This is a genomic window from Ruegeria sp. HKCCA6837, from assembly GCF_013034475.1.
Classification (GTDB): domain Bacteria; phylum Pseudomonadota; class Alphaproteobacteria; order Rhodobacterales; family Rhodobacteraceae; genus Ruegeria.
The window spans coordinates 141,080-159,081 of the sequence record NZ_WQGD01000003.1 but is presented as its reverse complement, the minus strand read 5'-3'; the positions used below and the strand labels follow the sequence as shown (position 1 = coordinate 159,081).

The window sequence follows — 18,002 nt, the reverse complement described above, 5'->3', positions numbered from 1 at the left end:
CTCTAGGCGGTGTTGGATTGATTAGGTTCAGTCGCCGGCAGAACATGCGGCGCATAGGATATTTTCTCGAGCGTGGCACGGCCCAGGGCCAGATTGGCCGTGGTACGCAGCCCGCTGCTGATTTCAGCAATGCCACGCCGGATCTTTTGCCGGACCAATGGCCAGCCTGTGGGCCGACTGCGGGGTGCCCCCATATTGTATTCGCCGGGGGCTTCGTTGCCCTGTTCGACCATGGCCGGGATCACCTGATAGATGTTGATCTGACGCGCCGCAGCCGAAGCTGATGGATTGAACAAAAGCCCGTCCAATGTGATGTCATAGGGTTTCTGCGCCAGAAAATGCTGCGCCGCTTGTCGCGTCAGCGCGTACGCCGCGCCCCCGGGATGACGCGATCGCATCAGGCGCAGTTCGCGCCCCAGATGGATCAAGCGCTTGCGCCCAAGCGCGACATAAAGCTTGGTGCTGCGCCAGCGTTCAAACCGGACGATATCGGCATCCGCGGGCCACCAAGATGGGTCATTCAGCCAATCGGCCAATTCCGGGCTCAGGAACACGTCATCCTCAAGGATCAACGCTTGTTCAGCGCCCGAGGCGATCAATGCCTCCCACGCTTTGGCATGGCTGAGGGTGCAGGCCATGTCCTTGGTGTGGAAATAGCCCCACGGCCCCTCGGCCTTGCACTCGCGCAGGAAATCCTCGCGGGTGGCGGCGTCGCAATCAACAGCATTAACGCGCGTCGCTGACAGGCCTGCCTTTTGCAGCTCCTGCTCCATCAAACGCGCCCGCCCTGTGGCGCGTTCAAGACCTATGAGGAAGATGGGGATGGTCATGCGTTTAAGTTCTTCAGGCAGATCAGACAGCCCACACCAAAGGCGATCTGGTCGTCAGGCTGATAGCGCTCCGACGGATCGTTTTGATGTTTTGGTCGATTAGGACTGCCATTCCTTCGTGCTCCTGTTTGGGTTAACTCGCCTGCGTGGCGCTATTCATAAGTGTTGATAAGGTTTTGCCCGGTGGGGAAAAACGCCCTCAGCAGTTCGTAGTCTGCTTGTGTATGTCGCACCAAAAAATCTTTGGATTCCTTGGATAAATCTTCGAAACGTGGCGGCGTAGTGCTGCTGGAATTTCTGCGACCAATGTGAACGGTAGTGTTCAGCCTTTCAGACAAATCAGCAGCCAGCCTGTCTAATTCGGACGTCGTATAAACAGCGTCGAAGAAGCCAATATCTTGCCCCAGAAAAACATCAATGGGACAAGTATGGAGATACATTACACGGCTTACGTCACAATATTTGTCATAGTCTCGTATGAACTCTTCTATCGTCGGGTTGGTCTTGAAACCTTTGAACGGTTGCTGATTTCGCATTCCGAACAATTTGCCAATCAGCTTTTTCTGATGCTCCGAACCGACAGGTACTTTTTTTAGGTCCTCAAAATCGTGCACACGATTTTGGTAACCAGATAGAAACCGTTTTATTGGATCGCGAACAACTGCAAAACTCCAATAATCGCGGGCTTTCTCAAAATCGCTCTGTCGGACTGGCCTGGTCGGATAGCGGGGATGGAGTTCCGTGATCTTTCCATCCCACTCATTACCAGTCTCGATTTTATAAAGGACATGCTTAATGGATGTTCCAGCAGCTTTGTGGACACCAAAATAAGCAATGTTGTATTTGTCGAGAAAAGCAACCATTCGAGACTTACTACCCCTTAACCGCTTTCACGATCTTCTCGGCGCCGTCTTTCAGGTTGTCTGCCGCGATCACGTCGAGGCCAGAGGTGTTGATGATCTCTTTGCCTTTCTCGACATTGGTGCCTTCCAGACGCACGACCAGCGGAACCTGCAGGCCGACCTCTTTAACCGCGGCGACAACGCCCTCAGCAATCACATCACAGCGCATAATGCCGCCGAAGATGTTGACCAGAATGCCTTTGACGTTCTCGTCCGAGGTGATGATCTTGAACGCCTCGGTGACTTTCTCTTTGGTCGCACCGCCGCCCACGTCGAGGAAGTTTGCAGGCTCTGCACCATAGAGCTTGATGATGTCCATGGTGGCCATCGCCAGACCCGCGCCGTTCACCATACAGCCGATCTCACCGTCCAGCGCGATGTAGTTCAGGTCATATTTGCTGGCTTCCAGTTCCTTGGGGTCTTCCTCGGTCGTGTCGCGCAACTCGGCGATGTCGGGGTGGCGGTAGACCGCGTTGCCGTCGAAACCGACCTTGGCATCCAGCACTTTCAGGTCGCCGCTGTCCGAAACGATCAGCGGGTTGATCTCCAGCATCTCCATGTCCTTCTCGACGAAGGCGTTGTAGAGCTGGTTCATCAGTTTGACGCATTGCTTGACCTGTGCGCCTTCCAGACCCAACGAGAAGGCGATGCGGCGGCCGTGATAAGGTTGGTATCCGGTGGCCGGGTCGACCGAGAATGACAGGATTTTCTCGGGCGTCGCGGCGGCGACTTCTTCGATGTCCATGCCGCCTTCGGTCGAGCAGACAAACGAAATGCGGCTGGTCTGGCGGTCTACCAGAAGGGCTAGGTACAGTTCACGTTCGATGCCCGAACCAGCTTCGATGTAGATGCGGTTGACTTGCTTGCCTGCGGGGCCGGTCTGATGTGTGACCAGAGTACGGCCCAGCATCTTCTTGGCTTCCTCAGCCGCTTCCTCAACCGATTTGGTCAGACGGACACCGCCTTTTTCACCGGCGTCGGCCTCTTTGAAAGTACCTTTGCCGCGCCCGCCTGCGTGGATCTGCGCCTTGACCACCCACAGGGGGCCGTCCAGTTCACCGGCTGCGGTTTTGGCTTCTTCGGCGCGCAGCACGGCGCGACCATCGGAAACCGGAGCGCCATAGCTGCGAAGAAGAGCCTTGGCCTGATATTCGTGAATGTTCATCGAAATTGTCCCGTCTGACTGCGTTTAACCGTTATAGGGGTGTCTAGCGGGCAAGTTTAAAGGGTTTTTTGACGGCAAAGAGGATTTTAGTGAAGATTTTCACCATTTGTGATCACGGCTTTTTAGGGTGTGATCACAAAATTTGCCGCGTGATCGATTGATTCGAAAATACAGTGCAGGCACCGGAAATCACATTCAAAAAAAGGATTTGCGACGTTTGCGCCAACATTCGCGACCCTGATTGACCTGGGCAAAAGAAAACCGGCCCAGAAATGGGCCGGCTTTTAGCCTGAGAATTTGTGCTGGTTTAAGCCAGCGAGCTGTCGATGCCTTTGCAAGCGTCGATCAGGCCCTTAACGGCGTTGACCGAGTTGTCGAAACCGGCTTGTTCGTCTTCGTTCAGTTTGATGTCGACGATACGTTCTACGCCACCTGCACCGATTACGGTCGGGACGCCAACGTACAGACCGTCAACACCCAACTCACCACTGCAGTAGGCAGCGCAAGGCAGAACGCGTTTTTGGTCTTTCAGATAAGCTTCGGCCATTTCGATAGCCGAGGTAGCAGGCGCGTAATAAGCGGAACCTGTTTTCAGCAGGCCAACGATTTCGGCACCACCGTCACGGGTGCGCTGAACGATGGCGTCCAGCTTCTCTTGCGTGGTCCAACCCATCTCAACCAGATCGGGCAGTGGGATACCGGCTACGGTCGAATAGCGCACCGAAGGCACCATGGTGTCGCCGTGACCACCCAGAACGAAAGCGGTGACGTCGCGCATCGAAACATTGAATTCTTCCGACAAGAAGTGTGCAAAGCGCGCCGAGTCCAGCACGCCAGCCATGCCGCAAACCTTGTTGTGCGGCAGGCCCGAGAATTCGCGCAGCGCCCAGACCATTGCGTCCAGCGGGTTGGTGATGCAGATCACGAACGCATCGGGTGCGTGAGCGGCGATGCCTTCACCGACCGACTTCATGACTTTCAGGTTGATGCCCAGCAGGTCATCGCGGCTCATGCCTGGCTTGCGGGCCACACCAGCGGTCACGATGCACACATCCGCACCAGCAATATCGGCATAGTCGCTTGTGCCCTTCATCGAGGCGTCAAAGCCTTCGGATGGGCCGGATTCTGCGATGTCGAGCGCCTTGCCCTGCGGCAGCCCGTCAGCGATGTCAAACAGGACTACGTCACCCAGTTCTTTGACAGCTGCAAGATGCGCGAGCGTGCCGCCGATGTTCCCCGCGCCGATCAGCGCAATCTTGGGTCTGGCCATTTGGAATATCTCCGGTCGGTTTTGAAATCGCGGTCGTGCTAGTCGCTAAAACGGCAATAGGCAAGGGTTCTGCGACGTGGCATACAACCGCATACCGTTTGCAGAGTCCGGTGTGGTTGCGCTAAAGGGCCTTTGAGACAAGCCAAAACCGGAACCGGCGCATGTTCGAATTGAACCTGATGTTTTTTGCAGTGGCGATCCCTGCGGTGGTTTTTGCGGGCATATCAAAGGGAGGTTTCGGCTCGGGTGTGGCCTTTGCGTCTTCGTCGATTCTGGCGCTGATCCTGGAACCCGGGCAGGCCCTGGCTCTGATGCTGCCGATCCTGATGGTGATCGACGTGGCCACGCTGGGCCCCTATTGGAAGCGGTGGAGTTGGCCGGATTCCCGCCTGCTGATTTTGGGCGCAGTACCGGGCGTCGCGCTGGGTGCTTGGCTGTATAACGCAACGGATGATGATCTGTTGCGACTACTGATCGGTGGCATTTCGGTCGGTTTCGTTATTTGGCACATTGCACAGACCAGAGGCTGGGTGCGTGGATTTGCCAATCGCCTGCCACCGTCGGCCGGGCTTTTTGCCGGATTGGTCGCCGGTTTCACCAGTTTTGTCAGCCACGCAGGAGGCCCGCCCGCAGCGGTATACCTGTTGTCACAAAAACTGCCGAAGACCGAGTTTCAGGCCAGCACTGTGCTGGTTTTTTGGGTTATCAACATCACAAAGTTTGTGCCTTACGCGATTTTGGGTTTGTTCACATGTCACACGGCGCTGGCCGACATGTTGTTGACACCCTTTGCCATTCTAGGCGCGTGGCTTGGCGTTCGAGCGCATTTCATGATGTCTGAGCGCCTTTTCTTTGGAATTGCCTATGTGTTGCTGACCTTGACGGGCAGCAAGCTAATCTTGGACGCGCTTACGTGATCAGGCATTAGGGGGCAGCGCTTCGGCCACGACTTCATACGCTTGACCCGAAGCCACCAAGCAGGTGATTCCGTTGGGTAAGGTTATGGTGATCGTCCAGCTGCCACTCTCGCTCGCCGCGAAAAGCTCCATGACTGCGCCTTGCCGGGCCAGCCCAAAGCCCCTGCGTTCTTCGCCATAGATTTCATGCAATCGCTTCAGTACATCCTCTCGCGGCGCACAATTCTGGCCCTGAGCCTGCACCTGCTGTGCCGCCAGAACCATGATCCCCAGACCCATTGTCATCTTAAGCAGTGTCTTTTCCATCCCGTAGCCCTTTCGATTCCATCTGTTGCTCAGGCTGGGGCGGAGGCGACGAAATTCGGTTAAGGCAAAGCACGTTGCGTCGCTTTTGCTGCGCTGCGGCAAATTTCTTCTTGAACTTTCCGGCAAAAAATGCCCCATTCCGCGCAACTTTATTTCAATGGGAGTGGTCCATGGATCCTCGTCAGCGCCCCTATCGTTCGGTTCTTTACATCCCGGGTTCGAGAGACCGGGCACTGGACAAGGCCCGCACTCTGCCTGTGGATGCGATTATCTTTGATCTGGAAGATGCGGTCGCGGCGGACGAGAAGGAAAATGCACGCGAAACGCTCAAGGCGGCTTTGGCGGCTGGTGGTTATGGCGCGCGGGTCAAGATCGTGCGGATCAACGGGTTGGACACCGAATGGGGTCGTGCTGATGCAGAGGCGGTGCGCGGCATGGATGCCGACGTTGTCCTTCTGCCCAAAGTAAACTCGGCAGCCGACGTCGATGCTCTGGCTGCAATTACCGGAGATATGCCGATCTGGGCCATGATGGAAACGCCGCGCGGGATGCTCAACGCGCCTGAAATCGCAGCCCATCCCCTGATGGCCGGGTTCGTGATTGGCACCAATGATCTGGCGAAGGAACTGCAAACTCGTTTTCGCCCTGACCGTCTGCCACTTATGACCTCGCTGGGCCTGTGCCTGCTGGCTGCCAAGGCCGAAGGTCTGATCATCGTTGATGGCGTTTATAACGCGTTCAAGGATGGCGAAGGTCTGGCCGCAGAATGCGCGCAGGGTCGTGACATGGGTTTTGATGGCAAAACACTGATCCACCCCGCACAGGTCGAGATCACAAATGCCGCCTATGCGCCGTCTGACGCCGAGATCGATCTGGCCCGACGCCAGATCACGGCGTTTGAAGAAGTTGAAGCGCAAGGGCAGGGTGTTGCTGTCGTCGATGGCAAAATTGTTGAGAACCTGCACGTTGCAACAGCCCGCGAAATTCTGGCAAAAGCAGAGGCAATTTCAGCTTTGCAAGCGGGGTAAGCCAGCATGGGCTTTGTTCTTCTGATCCTTGGCGTGGCGCTGTGGTGGGCGGCACATCTGTTCAAACGCGTCGCACCTGAACGTCGAGCCGCGATGGGCGACGGGGGTAAAGGCGCCGTCGCTTTGGCCCTGGTCGCGTCGATCCTGCTGATGGTCTTCGGCTATCGTATGACCGATTTCATCTTTGTCTGGGCGCCGCCGACATTCCTGATCCACGTCAACAACCTGTTGGTGCTGATCGCGATCTACATGATGAGTCCTGCCGGTACAAAGGGACGGTTGTTGAACAAGCTGCGTCATCCGATGCTGGGCGGTTTCAAGCTGTGGGCCTTTGCGCATTTGCTGGTGAACGGCGATTTGGTGTCGATCATCCTGTTTGGTGGACTTCTGGCCTGGGCCGTGGTCGAAGTGATCGTGATCAACAAGTCCGAGCCCGAATGGACACCGGCTGAGCCTGGCACTTACGGCAAAGACGCGATGTTCTTTGTGGCTTCAATCGTGCTGCTGGGGATTATCGGTTATATCCATGGGCTGGTCGGTCCGTCTCCTTTCGGCTCATAGGGACCTGATAGATGGCAAAACTCTATCGTTTGTTGACCGAGGAAGACACATCGGCCTTCTGCCACAAAGTGTCTGACGCGCTGGCCAAAGGGTGGGAGCTGTATGGCGACCCGACCTATGCCTTCGACATAGCAAACAACGTTATGCGTTGTGCGCAGGCCGTGACCAAAGAGGTCGAGGCGGACTATTCCCCTGAAATGAAACTGGGACAGCAGTAATGGCAAAAACAAATCCGGGACGTTTTTTCGAGGATTATTCCGTCGGGCAGGTGCTGCAACATGCGGTACCGCGTACAGTGACCGAGGGAGAGCGCGGCTTGTATCACGCGCTCTATCCTGCGCGTCATGCCCTGTATTCGTCGGACGAATTTGCCCGGGATTGTGGTTTGCCGGAAAGCCCGATTGATGATCTGGTCGCCTTCCATCTGGTTTTCGGCAAAACCGTACCGGATGTTTCGTTGAACGCGGTTGCCAATCTTGGCTACGCCGAGGGCCGCTGGCTGAAACCTGTGTACTCTGGAGATACCCTGCGCTCTGTGTCCGAGGTGATCGGGGTCAAGCAGAACTCCAACGGAAAAACTGGCGTCGTATGGGTGCGCACACGCGGGCTGAACCAGTTGGACGAGGTTGTGCTGGAATATGTTCGTTGGGTTATGGTGCGCAAAGCAAATGTCGACGCGCCGGCGCCCGAAACAGTTGTTCCCGAGTTGAAAAAGGTTCTTGATCCGCAGGATCTAATCGTGCCCGAGGGTCTTGATTTCTCGAACTACAATTTTGCTTTGGCGGGTGAGCCGCACGGCTGGGGCGACTACGACATCGGTGAGACCATCGACCATGTGGACGGTGTCACCGTGGAAGAGGCAGAGCACATGCTGGCCACACGCCTGTGGCAAAACACGGCCAAAGTGCATTTCGACCTGACGTTCCGGCCCGAAGGCAGGCTGATCTATGGAGGTCATGTTATTTCGATGGCGCGGACCCTGTCGTTCAATGGCTTGGCAAATGCGCAGATGATCGTTGGCCTGAACGGCGGCGCACATGCAAACCCTTGTTTTGCAGGAGATACCATCAAGGCGTGGTCCGAAGTTCTGGACAAAGCGGAAACCGGCGTACCAGGCGTGGGTGCGATTCGGCTGCGATTGGTGGCAACCAAAGGGGGCGCTCCGTTTGCATTGAAGAACGACGAGGGACGGTATTTGCCCGATGTTCTTCTGGATCTCGATTATTGGGCGCTTATGCCGCAATAAGAGTTCTGACGGTTATGTGAACCACTTGCGTGTTAGCCGTGCTAGGTTTGCACCATGCACTTTCTGCGCGCGATATCGGCCGGCGTCTGCCTGGCCCCGGCGGCTCAGGCCTGTGATCTGGCTTTGGCCTTGGCTGTGGATGTGTCCGGCTCGGTCGATAGCAGCGAATATCGGATCCAGATGGACGGGCTAGCTACCGGACTGCGCGACCCGATTGTATCCGAAGCTTTGGTGCAGGGGCAGGCACAGTTGATGCTGGTACAATGGACGGGGTCGTCGCGTCAGCAGATAACGATCCCTTGGACCCGTATCGACAGTTTCGCAGCTTTGGATCGGTTTGCGGATCAAGTTTCTGCTGATCCGCGTATCTGGCGGAATTTTTCAACCGCGATTGGGGAAGCGCTTCAAACAACGCTCGATTCATTCGAGCCGGTTTCTCACTGCGCCCGGCATCTGATCGATTTGTCAGGTGACGGGGTATCCAATGAAGGGGTCGAGCCGACGCAAGTTCACGCGGCCTTGCGAGATCGAGGCGTTGTGGTCAATGCCTTGGCCATAGAGGAAAGCGAACCGGATCTGACGGCCTATTTCTTTGAGAATGTCATCGTGGGTGAGGGTGCTTTTGTCGTTTCGGCAGCAGGGTTCGCGGACTATCCGGAACGAATTCGCAGAAAACTGCTGCGCGAAGTGACGCAGCAAACCGCAGAGCTGAAGTGACATGACAAAAGATTCGTGATCACATCCGTTTGCCTTTGAAAACGCTAACATTGATAATGAGGAATATAATATGTGATCACGACATTATTTTGTGTGATCACATATGGGGAATATCAACTGATTTGACGTGGATTTGCTGTTTTTTGCAACCGCAGCACGTGACAGTGTCGCAAAAAACAGTAAAACGTTCGGTAGCCAACCGAAAAGGAGCCGCCATGGCCGATGTAAATCGGGGCAACCGCCCACTTTCGCCGCATCTGTCGATCTATCGTCCTCAGCTGACGTCGGTCACTTCCATCCTGACACGCATCACTGGTAACGCACTCCTACTGGCGGCGTTGTTGATTGTTTGGTGGTTTCTGGCCGCAGCAACCTCGCCCGAGGCGTTCGCCGTGGCGAATGGCGTGATTACCTCGGTGCTTGGGGATCTGGTTATGGCTTTGTCCGTTTGGGGCCTGTGGTATCACACGCTGGCGGGCGTGCGGCATCTGATCTGGGACAACGCGGTTGGCTTGGACCTTCCCACAGCGACCAAGCTGGGTTGGGCCGTCGTCATCGGATCGGTTGTGTTGACCCTTCTGACCCTTGTCATCGTCGCGTGATTGGAGGCCTGACATGCGTTATCTGACCGACCGCAAACGCGCCGCTGGCCTTGGCTCGGCAAAATCCGGCACATCCCATTTCTGGGCGATGAAAGTCAGCTCGGTGGCGTTGCTGATCCTTGTGCCGCTGTTTGTCTTTACATTTGGCCCGGTTCTGGGTCAGCCGTTCGATGCGGTGCTCGAATATTACTCGCGGCCGTTCCCAGCCATCGTTGCAGCGTTGACGCTGGCAGTTGGCTTCAAGCACTTCGCAGACGGTGCGCAGGTGATGCTTGAGGACTACGTTCACGGCACGCTCGAAAAGGTCCTGATTATTCTGGTGACTTGCCTGTCTTATGGCGCGGCAGCGGCTGGCATTTTCGCCATCGCGCGCATTGCCCTTTAACTCCCGGAGCTGAAAGAAATGGCTGCATACGAATACGAAACGCATGACTATGACGTGGTCGTTGTCGGTGCCGGTGGGGCCGGTCTGCGGGCGACCTTGGGCATGGCGGAACAGGGATTGCGCACCGCGTGTGTTACAAAGGTTTTCCCAACCCGTTCGCACACAGTGGCGGCTCAGGGTGGTATCGCGGCGTCCTTGTCGAATATGGGCCCGGATCACTGGCAGTGGCACATGTATGACACGGTCAAAGGGTCGGACTGGTTGGGTGACACCGACGCGATGGAGTACCTCGCGCGCGAAGCGCCCAAAGCCGTGTACGAATTGGAGCATTACGGCGTGCCCTTCAGCCGCACCGAAGAAGGCAAGATCTATCAGCGCCCATTCGGTGGTCATACGACTGAGTTTGGCGAAGGCCCCGCTGTACAGCGCACCTGTGCTGCCGCCGACCGGACCGGTCATGCGATCCTGCACACGCTGTATGGTCAATCGCTGAAAAACAACGCCGAGTTCTACATCGAATATTTCGCCATCGACCTGATCATGTCCGAGGATGGGCAATGTCAGGGTGTCGTCTGCTGGAAGCTGGACGACGGCACGATGCATGTCTTCAACGCCAAGATGGTTGTTCTGGCGACAGGCGGCTATGGCCGGGCATATTTCAGCGCGACTTCGGCCCATACCTGTACCGGTGACGGTGGCGGTATGGTGGCCCGCGCAGGTCTGGCCCTGCAGGATATGGAGTTCGTGCAGTTCCACCCGACCGGCATCTACGGCTCGGGCTGTCTGATCACCGAAGGTGCGCGCGGCGAGGGTGGCTATCTGACAAACTCGGAAGGCGAGCGGTTTATGGAGCGTTATGCGCCCCAGTACAAAGACCTCGCGCCGCGTGACTATGTCTCGCGCTCGATGACGATGGAGATTCGCGAAGGCCGCGGTGTCGGCGCGGAAGGGGATCACATCCACCTGAACCTGTCGCATTTGCCTGCTGAAGCTCTGGCAGAGCGTTTGCCGGGTATCTCGGAAAGTGCAAAGATTTTTGCGGGTGTCGACGTGACCAAGGAACCAATCCCGGTTCTGCCGACCGTTCACTACAACATGGGTGGCATTCCGACCAACTATTGGGGTGAGGTTCTGAACCCCACCGCCGACGACCCAACGGCTGTTGTCCCCGGCTTGATGGCCGTGGGTGAAGCGGGTTGTGCCTCGGTCCACGGTGCGAACCGTCTGGGGTCTAACTCGCTGATCGACCTCGTGGTGTTTGGCCGCGCCGCCGCGATCCGCGCTGGCAAAGTCGTGGATGCCGAAGCGCCGAACCCGGTTCTGAATCAGGCGTCGGTCGACAAAGCCTTTGATCGGTTCGAAGCGGTCCGCAATGCCAGCGGCTCGGTCCCGACGGCAGAATTGCGGCTTGAGATGCAGAAAACCATGCAAGCCGATGCCGCTGTGTTCCGTACGGCCAAAACTATGGCCGAGGGCGTTGAAAAGATGACGGCGATTGCCGCTAAGATGGACGATCTGCAAGTCACTGACCGGTCTCTGGTATGGAACAGCGATCTGATGGAAACGTTGGAACTGGCCAACCTGATGCCCAACGCGTTGGCGACCATCGTCGGTGCTGAGGCCCGTAAGGAATCCCGTGGTGCCCACGCGCACGAGGACTTCAGCGAGCGTGACGATGAAAACTGGCGCGTTCACACGGTCAGCCGGGTTAAGGGCAACGCAGTTGAGCTGAGCTATCGCCCGGTCATCGTTGATCCGCTGACGACCGAGGACCAAGGCGGTATTAGCCTGCAGAAAATCGCGCCCAAAGCGCGGACGTTCTAAGGGCAGGGAAAGCAGGCAATGACGCACAAGCGCCAAATACCCGTGATCCTGATGCAGGCAATCAGCCTGCGGATGGCGCGTGCGTGGTGCTTGTCATGACGGTCGAAGTTTTGAAGTCGGGGTCAAGCGATCCAAAGATAATCCTGATCGGGTTGAATCGCTGTGCGACGACCTCGTTTCACAAGCTGTTCCATAACAGCGGAATCCCATCCGTGCATTGGGAAGATGAGCAAGGCCAAAACCTTGCGCATCGCATGATGACCAATATTGCCATGGGGCGCAGGCCCTTGGATGGGTTCGGCGCGGTAAGGGCCTTCACCGACATTGCCTTTGTCAATTCGCGCTTCATGCTGGACGGTTCGCGTTTCTTTCGCGAGCTGCACGCGGCTTATCCAAGCGCATACTTTTTGCTGAACACGCGCAATCGCGAGGATTGGATCAACTCAAGGGCCAGCCATTCCAGTGGCGGCTATCTGGAGCGGTGCTGCAAGGCCAACGGACAGACAGCTAATGAGGTGAAACAGGGTTGGGCGCATATGTACGATGTGCACCACACCGAGGTCGAAACCTATTTCGACGGAAATCCTCGCTTCCTGCGCTATGATATCGACAAAGATGACCCACAACGCGTTGCGGACTGGCTCTCGCCGGATTTCGACGTGAACATTGCCCACTGGGGGCATTATAATCGAGGGGCGTCTGATCGCGCCCGGACAGGCTGAAAGGCGGCCTTGTGCTGAATGGAGAATTGACATGGTTCAACTGACCCTGCCCAAGAATTCCCGGATTACCACCGGCAAGACCTGGCCCAAGCCGGACGGTGCCACCAATGTGCGCAAGTTCCAGATCTATCGCTGGAACCCCGATGACGGTCAGAACCCGCGTGTTGATACCTATTTCGTCGACATGGATACATGCGGCCCGATGGTTCTGGACGCGCTGATCAAGATCAAGAACGAGATCGACCCAACGTTGACCTTCCGCCGGTCTTGCCGCGAAGGCATCTGTGGCTCTTGTGCGATGAATATCGACGGGATCAACACGTTGGCCTGCATTTACGGCATGGACGAGATCAAGGGCGACGTGAAGATCTATCCGCTGCCGCATATGCCAGTGGTCAAGGACCTGATCCCTGATCTGACCCATTTCTATGCGCAGCATGCTTCGATCATGCCTTGGCTGGAAACCAAGACCAACCGTCCCGCGAAGGAATGGAAGCAGTCGATTGAGGACCGCAAGAAACTGGATGGTCTCTATGAATGCGTGATGTGCGCCAGCTGCTCAACCTCGTGCCCCAGCTATTGGTGGAACGGTGACCGGTATCTTGGCCCCGCCGCGTTGCTGCATGCGTATCGCTGGATTATCGACAGCCGCGATGAGTCCACAGGCGAACGTCTGGATGAGCTGGAAGATCCGTTCAAGCTGTATCGCTGTCACACCATCATGAATTGCGCCAAGACCTGCCCCAAAGGTCTGAACCCGGCCAAGGCGATTGCTGAAATCAAAAAGATGATGGTCGAACGCGCTGTTTAAGCGCCACTGCGTTTTGCGATAAACGCATGCCCAACTTGCAAAATTAGGCGATGCGGCCTTGGCTGCGTTGCCTTATTTTTGGGGCAGGGAGGAGTGATGAGATTAAGCTAGGATCACTCCAATGAGCAAAGACACTTCCAAACAAAAAACCGACGCCCAAGAAGCGTTGGAACTGCTTGAGCAGGCATGGGCGTATTACGTGCCAGAACTCGTGAAAGCTGACAAAGAACCTGAGTTGTTCGAATACGCAAACGCAGCCTGATACGGGCCGTAAGACTTGAATTACGACTGCTAATCGGCAAAGCAAGGCAATGCCTGTTCTTCTGCTTCTGTTGGCGGCCGGTGTATTCGGATATTTTGTCTGGCGCGCCCGTCATTCTACGCTGACGCGTAATTGTCGGTGGCGCCAAGACAAAAGCCATGGTGTCTGGCGGTGTGGCTTCTGCGGCGCTGAAATCACTTCTCAGGACCAGCCTTTGCGGTGTTTGAGGGCGCGCGACAACTAATTATCTGCTTTTCGCAGGCAGAGTTATGCGCCAGTCTGCATCGCATGACACGTTCTGAACGCCCTGTCCCCGTTCCCGAAGATGCTGAGGCGCGTCGCGCGCTGGCCCCCGTAATCTGCTACCCGAACGACGCATTACCGCGACCTGATGTGTCGTGGATGCGAACCCTGCGCCAAGGCGCAATCAAAACCGGCGAGGTTCTGGTTCCCCCGCGCGATGCGCGCTGTTTTGAGGTGCCGGCAGGGCATTTCTTTCGAATTACGTCCGTCGAAGGCCCACAGGTCGGTGATTTGAACATATGGAACCGCAATGACCTGTCCGAACGGTTCTATTCAGGTAAAACCCGCGCCTTGCATGGAACGCATCTGACCACCGGAGAACAGATGTGGTCCAGTTTTCCCCATCTGCGCCCTATGGCCACGATCATTGAAGACACACTGGAATGGTACGGAATCGACGTCTTTGGCGGGTCGGTCCATGACGTTATTGGTACGCGGTGTGATCCGTATACGGGCAACCTGTTGTCGGGTACGCAATACCACCACTGCTGCCATTCAAACCTGACCCGCGCGCTTGCGGATCATTTGGATCTTCCGCTGACCGAAGCTGAACTTGCAGTGCATGACGTGCTGAATGTCTTTATGTGCACCGGGTTTACCCGCGATACGGGTCAATATTTTATGAAGGCCTCACCTGTGCGCCCCGGTGATTATCTTGAATTCTTTGCCGAAATTGATCTGCTTGGCAATCTGAGCGCCTGCCCAGGCGGGGATTGTTCGTCCGAGCATTCCTCGGACACGGCGGCCTGTTTCCCGCTGCTGGTCGAAACATTCGCACCCGCTGAAGGTGATTTGAAAGGTTGGGAAAGCCCGGCGCGCAATGGTTATGATCGCACGCATGGGCGATAAATCCGACAGGCACCTGGTGGTGCCTGCCATTTGTCAGGTGTTCGGGAAAGCCGCCTGAAGGGCGATTTCCACCATGTCACCAAAGCTCCGCTCGCGCTCAGACGACGGCAGAGCTTCTCCGGTCAAAAGGTGATCGGAAACAGTGAGTACAGCCAAAGCCCTGCACTTGTGGCGTGCCGCCAAGATGTACAGTTCTGCGGCTTCCATCTCGACGCCCAGAATGCCGTGACGCACCATCTGTTCGTTCAGATCGGGGCGCTCGTCATAAAAGACATCGGAGGAGTAGATTCCACCAACATGCGTTGGCGTCCCCTTTGCCGCTGCTGCCGCTGTCGCAGAATGCAACAACTCCCAATCAGCGCAGGGGGCAAAGTTCAACTCTTTCATGATGCCGCGCGACGGAGTGCTGAGCGTGGTGGATGTCATCGCCAGAATAACGTCGCGCAGTTTCACACTGTCCTGCATGCCGCCACATGAACCGATACGGATCAGGGTTTTTGCACCGTAATCACGGATCAATTCATTCACGTAAATGGAAAGAGAGGGCATCCCCATGCCGCTGCCCTGAATCGTTACAGGATGTCCTTTCCAATTGCCGGTAAAACCAAGCATTCCCCGAACGTCATTGACCTGTTTTACATCGGTCAAAAAAGTCTCTGCAGCCCATTTTGCCCGATAAGGGTCTCCGGGCAAAAGAACGGTTTCTGCGATTTCGCCTTTTTCGGCACCAATGTGAATGGTCATTTGTTCAACTTATCCTGATCAAATTTCCAATTCAGAAATATCGGATCCCGCATTCAAGGCGTCATGCACCCATTGGGGTTTGCGCCCACGACCTGACCACGTCTGGTCCGGGTTCGACGGATTGCGATATTTCGCTTTCGTTTTAGGCGCTTTTCCGCCACGAGGCGCGTCGCTGGACAATTCAGACAGCGAAAAACCAAACTCTGCCGCTGCTTTTTCAGCAGCCTTCAAAGCCGCACTCCGCTCGCGTTTTTCGGCGCTTACAAGCGCTTTGTCTATATCGTCACGTAAAGCCAACAGCTCTTTTCGCGACATTTGTTCGAGATTGATCCCCATCAGTCTTCTCCGATTGAATTAAAATACGGTGCGTATTGGCGCGCACCGTATTTCCAAAAACAGGATTATTCCATCCCAAAGATTTCAAGGACAGAAACGGGGAAAAAAGAAAGAAAAGGCTCAGTTATTCAGCAGCAAGTGTTTTGTGGTCTGCCAAAACAACGATATCGCCCATAATTGCGTTCAATTCAAAGTTCTTAGGGGTGTAAACCTTGGCCACCCCCATGGCTTTCAATTTTTCGGCATCTTCATCAGGGATAATCCCGCCGACAACAACCGGTATATGGGACAGCCCCGCCTTTTGCAGACGCGCCAATACATCTTCGACCAGTGGCAGGTGGCTGCCGGATAGAATAGATAAGCCGATTACATGCGCGTCGTCTTCGCGTGCAGCATCCACGATTTCCTCTGGCGTTAGGCGGATGCCTTCATAGCTGATGTCCATGCCGCAATCACGGGCGCGGAAGGCGATCTGTTCAGCGCCGTTGGAATGGCCATCCAATCCCGGTTTGCCGACCAGAAACTTGAGGCGGCGGCCCAGTTTGTCACTGACCGCGTCGACCGCAGCGCGCAGATCGTCCAACCCTTCGGTTTTGTTCGAAACCGAGCCTGAAACACCGGTTGGGCCACGATACGTACCGTAGACTTTGCGCATCTCTTCCGCCCATTCGCCTGTGGTGACGCCCGCCTTGGCGGCGGCAATGGACGGCTCCATCACGTTTGCTCCGGTTTGCGCGGCCTCCCGCAGCGCGGCCAGGGCATTTGCAACAGCCGAGTCGTCCCGTTCAGCGCGCCAGGAGTTCAGGCGGTCGATCTGTTCCTGTTCAACAGCTGGATCGACAACCATGATGCCGCCATCTTCGGTCTGCAAAGGTGAAGCTTCACCTTCGATCCATTTATTTACTCCAACAACGACGGTTTCGTTCCGTTCAATACGGTTCAGCCGATCTGCGTTTGAGTCCACCAGGCGGGATTTCATGTACTCGATCGAGGCCACCGCGCCACCCATCGAATCAAGGTTCGCCAACTCGGCCCGCGCGCCTGTTTTCAACTCTTCGACTTTGGCATCGACGGCGGGGTTGCCATCGAACAGGTCGTCGAATTCCAGTAGGTCGGTTTCATAAGCCAGGATTTGCTGCATCCGCATCGACCATTGCTGATCCCAGGGGCGCGGCAGCCCAAGCGCCTCGTTCCAGGCAGGCAATTGCACCGCACGCGCACGCGCGTTTTTCGACAGCGTCACGGCCAGCATTTCGATCAGGATGCGATAGACGTTGTTTTCAGGCTGTTGTTCGGTCAGACCCAACGAGTTCACCTGCACCCCATAGCGGAATCGGCGGAATTTCGGATTCTCGACACCATAGCGTTGTTGCAGAATCTCATCCCAAAGATCGACAAATGCGCGCATCTTGCACATTTCGGTGACAAAGCGGATGCCCGCGTTCACGAAAAACGAAATACGGCCACACAAGGCTGGGAAATCCTCTGCCGGAACGCGCGGGCGCAATTCGTCCAACACCGCGATGGCGGTGGCCAACGCATAGGCCAGTTCCTGTTCTGGTGTCGCGCCCGCTTCTTGCAGGTGGTACGAGCACACATTCATCGGGTTCCACTTGGGAACGTTGGTATAGCAATACTCGGCCACGTCCGCGATCATCTTAAGCGACGGTTTGGGCGGGCAAACATAGGTGCCGCGGCTCAGATATTCCTTGATCAGGTCATTTTGCACCGTGCCCTGCAATTTCGACACATCTGCGCCTTGCTCTTCCGCGACGGCGATATAAAGCGCCAAAAGCCATGGGGCGGTAGCGTTGATGGTCATCGAGGTGTTCATCTGCTCTAGCGGGATCTGGTCGAACAGAACCCGCATGTCGCCCAGATGACAAACAGGAACGCCCACTTTGCCGACTTCACCGCGTGCCAAGGTGTGGTCGCTGTCATAGCCCGTTTGCGTGGGCAGATCGAAAGCCACGGACAGGCCGGTTTGCCCTTTCGCCAGGTTCCCCCGATAAAGTGCGTTCGAGGCTTTGGCCGTGGAATGACCGGCATAGGTTCGGATGAGCCAAGGGCGATCTTTCTGCGTCTGCGTCATAGGGGGCCTCGTGTTTCAGTGGGCAATAAAATTACGTCTTGAGGTTCTAAAGCGCAATTTTCGGGATATGTCAATTCGCTGCGTTGCGGCATCCTTCAATTGTTCAGATTGTGGGCAGTTGCGATTGGTG

At 56.0% G+C, this 18,002-nt stretch carries 21 protein-coding genes; 13 read left to right on the top strand and 8 right to left on the bottom strand.

What is annotated here, in order from left to right; all coding sequences use genetic code 11:
• Positions 1–2 precede the first annotated feature (2 nt).
• The 4 genes from GOV91_RS06980 to mdh all read right to left on the bottom strand — a co-directional run bounded on the left by GOV91_RS06980 (position 3) and on the right by mdh (position 4,167).
• Positions 3–830 (bottom strand): glycosyltransferase family 25 protein, encoded by an 828-nt coding sequence (locus GOV91_RS06980; protein ID WP_171234951.1) that lies wholly within the window; start codon positions 828–830, stop codon positions 3–5.
• Between the two features lie 152 nt (positions 831–982).
• Positions 983–1,693, bottom strand: coding sequence for a sulfotransferase family 2 domain-containing protein (locus GOV91_RS06975; protein ID WP_171234950.1), 711 nt, complete (start codon positions 1,691–1,693; stop codon positions 983–985).
• A 10-nt stretch (positions 1,694–1,703) separates the two neighbouring features.
• Positions 1,704–2,897, bottom strand: coding sequence for an ADP-forming succinate--CoA ligase subunit beta (gene sucC / locus GOV91_RS06970; protein WP_171234949.1), 1,194 nt, complete (start codon positions 2,895–2,897; stop codon positions 1,704–1,706).
• A gap of 307 nt (positions 2,898–3,204) precedes the next feature.
• Complete coding sequence (gene mdh / locus GOV91_RS06965) at positions 3,205–4,167, bottom strand: malate dehydrogenase (protein WP_171093679.1); 963 nt, start codon at positions 4,165–4,167, stop codon at positions 3,205–3,207.
• 161 nt (positions 4,168–4,328) lie between these two features.
• On the opposite strand from mdh, the gene GOV91_RS06960 reads away from it, so the two are divergent.
• Complete coding sequence (locus tag GOV91_RS06960) at positions 4,329–5,084, top strand: sulfite exporter TauE/SafE family protein (RefSeq protein ID WP_171234948.1); 756 nt, start codon at positions 4,329–4,331, stop codon at positions 5,082–5,084.
• On the opposite strand, the gene GOV91_RS06955 is transcribed toward GOV91_RS06960, so the two are convergent.
• Positions 5,085–5,390 carry a hypothetical protein gene (locus GOV91_RS06955; protein ID WP_171234947.1) on the bottom strand — a complete coding sequence of 102 codons (306 nt, stop codon included), beginning with the start codon at positions 5,388–5,390 and terminating at the stop codon, positions 5,085–5,087.
• A 170-nt stretch (positions 5,391–5,560) separates the two neighbouring features.
• On the opposite strand from GOV91_RS06955, the gene GOV91_RS06950 reads away from it, so the two are divergent.
• The 12 genes from GOV91_RS06950 to GOV91_RS06895 all read left to right on the top strand — a co-directional run bounded on the left by GOV91_RS06950 (position 5,561) and on the right by GOV91_RS06895 (position 14,700).
• Positions 5,561–6,418 (top strand): CoA ester lyase, encoded by an 858-nt coding sequence (locus GOV91_RS06950; protein ID WP_171234946.1) that lies wholly within the window; start codon positions 5,561–5,563, stop codon positions 6,416–6,418.
• A gap of 6 nt (positions 6,419–6,424) precedes the next feature.
• Positions 6,425–6,979, top strand: coding sequence for an NnrU family protein (locus GOV91_RS06945; protein ID WP_171179144.1), 555 nt, complete (start codon positions 6,425–6,427; stop codon positions 6,977–6,979).
• An 11-nt stretch (positions 6,980–6,990) separates the two neighbouring features.
• Positions 6,991–7,197, top strand: a complete 207-nt coding sequence (locus GOV91_RS06940) for a DUF1737 domain-containing protein (RefSeq protein WP_171234945.1) — start codon at positions 6,991–6,993, stop codon at positions 7,195–7,197.
• Positions 7,197–8,225, top strand: coding sequence for a MaoC family dehydratase (locus GOV91_RS06935; protein ID WP_171234944.1), 1,029 nt, complete (start codon positions 7,197–7,199; stop codon positions 8,223–8,225). Before GOV91_RS06940 ends, GOV91_RS06935 begins: the two co-directional genes overlap by 1 nt.
• A gap of 54 nt (positions 8,226–8,279) precedes the next feature.
• A complete protein-coding gene (locus tag GOV91_RS06930) occupies positions 8,280–8,942 on the top strand; it encodes a DUF1194 domain-containing protein (protein WP_171179150.1) in 663 nt (220 codons plus the stop codon).
• A gap of 215 nt (positions 8,943–9,157) precedes the next feature.
• Complete coding sequence (gene sdhC / locus GOV91_RS06925) at positions 9,158–9,544, top strand: succinate dehydrogenase, cytochrome b556 subunit (RefSeq protein ID WP_170346368.1); 387 nt, start codon at positions 9,158–9,160, stop codon at positions 9,542–9,544.
• 13 nt (positions 9,545–9,557) lie between these two features.
• Positions 9,558–9,929, top strand: coding sequence for a succinate dehydrogenase, hydrophobic membrane anchor protein (gene sdhD / locus GOV91_RS06920; protein ID WP_171234943.1), 372 nt, complete (start codon positions 9,558–9,560; stop codon positions 9,927–9,929).
• 18 nt (positions 9,930–9,947) lie between these two features.
• Positions 9,948–11,753 carry a succinate dehydrogenase flavoprotein subunit gene (sdhA, locus tag GOV91_RS06915; protein ID WP_171234942.1) on the top strand — a complete coding sequence of 602 codons (1,806 nt, stop codon included), beginning with the start codon at positions 9,948–9,950 and terminating at the stop codon, positions 11,751–11,753.
• A gap of 95 nt (positions 11,754–11,848) precedes the next feature.
• Positions 11,849–12,475, top strand: a complete 627-nt coding sequence (locus GOV91_RS06910; RefSeq protein WP_171234941.1) for a sulfotransferase — start codon at positions 11,849–11,851, stop codon at positions 12,473–12,475.
• 31 nt (positions 12,476–12,506) lie between these two features.
• Positions 12,507–13,286 (top strand): succinate dehydrogenase iron-sulfur subunit, encoded by a 780-nt coding sequence (locus GOV91_RS06905; RefSeq protein WP_171234940.1) that lies wholly within the window; start codon positions 12,507–12,509, stop codon positions 13,284–13,286.
• 121 nt (positions 13,287–13,407) lie between these two features.
• Positions 13,408–13,548: a hypothetical protein gene (locus GOV91_RS06900; protein WP_171234939.1), complete on the top strand. Its 141-nt coding sequence runs from the start codon at positions 13,408–13,410 to the stop codon at positions 13,546–13,548.
• 288 nt (positions 13,549–13,836) lie between these two features.
• Entirely contained in the window at positions 13,837–14,700 is an 864-nt protein-coding gene (locus tag GOV91_RS06895; protein ID WP_171234938.1) for a DUF1989 domain-containing protein, read from the top strand.
• Positions 14,701–14,733: 33 nt separating this feature from the next.
• Here the strand turns inward: GOV91_RS06895 and deoD are convergent, their stop codons facing one another.
• From deoD to GOV91_RS06880, 3 genes are all read right to left on the bottom strand, one after another.
• Positions 14,734–15,444, bottom strand: coding sequence for a purine-nucleoside phosphorylase (gene deoD, locus GOV91_RS06890; protein WP_171234937.1), 711 nt, complete (start codon positions 15,442–15,444; stop codon positions 14,734–14,736).
• An 18-nt stretch (positions 15,445–15,462) separates the two neighbouring features.
• Complete coding sequence (locus GOV91_RS06885) at positions 15,463–15,780, bottom strand: H-NS family nucleoid-associated regulatory protein (RefSeq protein ID WP_171179162.1); 318 nt, start codon at positions 15,778–15,780, stop codon at positions 15,463–15,465.
• A 124-nt stretch (positions 15,781–15,904) separates the two neighbouring features.
• Positions 15,905–17,872 (bottom strand): protein meaA, encoded by a 1,968-nt coding sequence (locus GOV91_RS06880; protein WP_171234936.1) that lies wholly within the window; start codon positions 17,870–17,872, stop codon positions 15,905–15,907.
• Between the last annotated feature and the right edge of the window lie 130 nt (positions 17,873–18,002).

Coding starts and splice junctions, on each gene's coding strand:
- GOV91_RS06940 (WP_171234945.1), top strand. CDS start 6,991: ATGGCAAAACTCTATCGTTTGTTGACCGAGGAAGACACATCGGCCTTC.
- sdhD (WP_171234943.1), top strand. CDS start 9,558: ATGCGTTATCTGACCGACCGCAAACGCGCCGCTGGCCTTGGCTCGGCA.
- GOV91_RS06960 (WP_171234948.1), top strand. CDS start 4,329: ATGTTCGAATTGAACCTGATGTTTTTTGCAGTGGCGATCCCTGCGGTG.
- GOV91_RS06930 (WP_171179150.1), top strand. CDS start 8,280: ATGCACTTTCTGCGCGCGATATCGGCCGGCGTCTGCCTGGCCCCGGCG.
- GOV91_RS06980 (WP_171234951.1), bottom strand. CDS start 830: ATGACCATCCCCATCTTCCTCATAGGTCTTGAACGCGCCACAGGGCGG.
- mdh (WP_171093679.1), bottom strand. CDS start 4,167: ATGGCCAGACCCAAGATTGCGCTGATCGGCGCGGGGAACATCGGCGGC.
- GOV91_RS06950 (WP_171234946.1), top strand. CDS start 5,561: ATGGATCCTCGTCAGCGCCCCTATCGTTCGGTTCTTTACATCCCGGGT.
- sucC (WP_171234949.1), bottom strand. CDS start 2,897: ATGAACATTCACGAATATCAGGCCAAGGCTCTTCTTCGCAGCTATGGC.
- GOV91_RS06905 (WP_171234940.1), top strand. CDS start 12,507: ATGGTTCAACTGACCCTGCCCAAGAATTCCCGGATTACCACCGGCAAG.
- sdhA (WP_171234942.1), top strand. CDS start 9,948: ATGGCTGCATACGAATACGAAACGCATGACTATGACGTGGTCGTTGTC.
- GOV91_RS06880 (WP_171234936.1), bottom strand. CDS start 17,872: ATGACGCAGACGCAGAAAGATCGCCCTTGGCTCATCCGAACCTATGCC.
- deoD (WP_171234937.1), bottom strand. CDS start 15,444: ATGACCATTCACATTGGTGCCGAAAAAGGCGAAATCGCAGAAACCGTT.
- GOV91_RS06895 (WP_171234938.1), top strand. CDS start 13,837: ATGACACGTTCTGAACGCCCTGTCCCCGTTCCCGAAGATGCTGAGGCG.
- GOV91_RS06910 (WP_171234941.1), top strand. CDS start 11,849: ATGACGGTCGAAGTTTTGAAGTCGGGGTCAAGCGATCCAAAGATAATC.
- GOV91_RS06955 (WP_171234947.1), bottom strand. CDS start 5,390: ATGGAAAAGACACTGCTTAAGATGACAATGGGTCTGGGGATCATGGTT.
- GOV91_RS06900 (WP_171234939.1), top strand. CDS start 13,408: ATGAGCAAAGACACTTCCAAACAAAAAACCGACGCCCAAGAAGCGTTG.
- sdhC (WP_170346368.1), top strand. CDS start 9,158: ATGGCCGATGTAAATCGGGGCAACCGCCCACTTTCGCCGCATCTGTCG.
- GOV91_RS06975 (WP_171234950.1), bottom strand. CDS start 1,693: ATGGTTGCTTTTCTCGACAAATACAACATTGCTTATTTTGGTGTCCAC.
- GOV91_RS06945 (WP_171179144.1), top strand. CDS start 6,425: ATGGGCTTTGTTCTTCTGATCCTTGGCGTGGCGCTGTGGTGGGCGGCA.
- GOV91_RS06885 (WP_171179162.1), bottom strand. CDS start 15,780: ATGGGGATCAATCTCGAACAAATGTCGCGAAAAGAGCTGTTGGCTTTA.
- GOV91_RS06935 (WP_171234944.1), top strand. CDS start 7,197: ATGGCAAAAACAAATCCGGGACGTTTTTTCGAGGATTATTCCGTCGGG.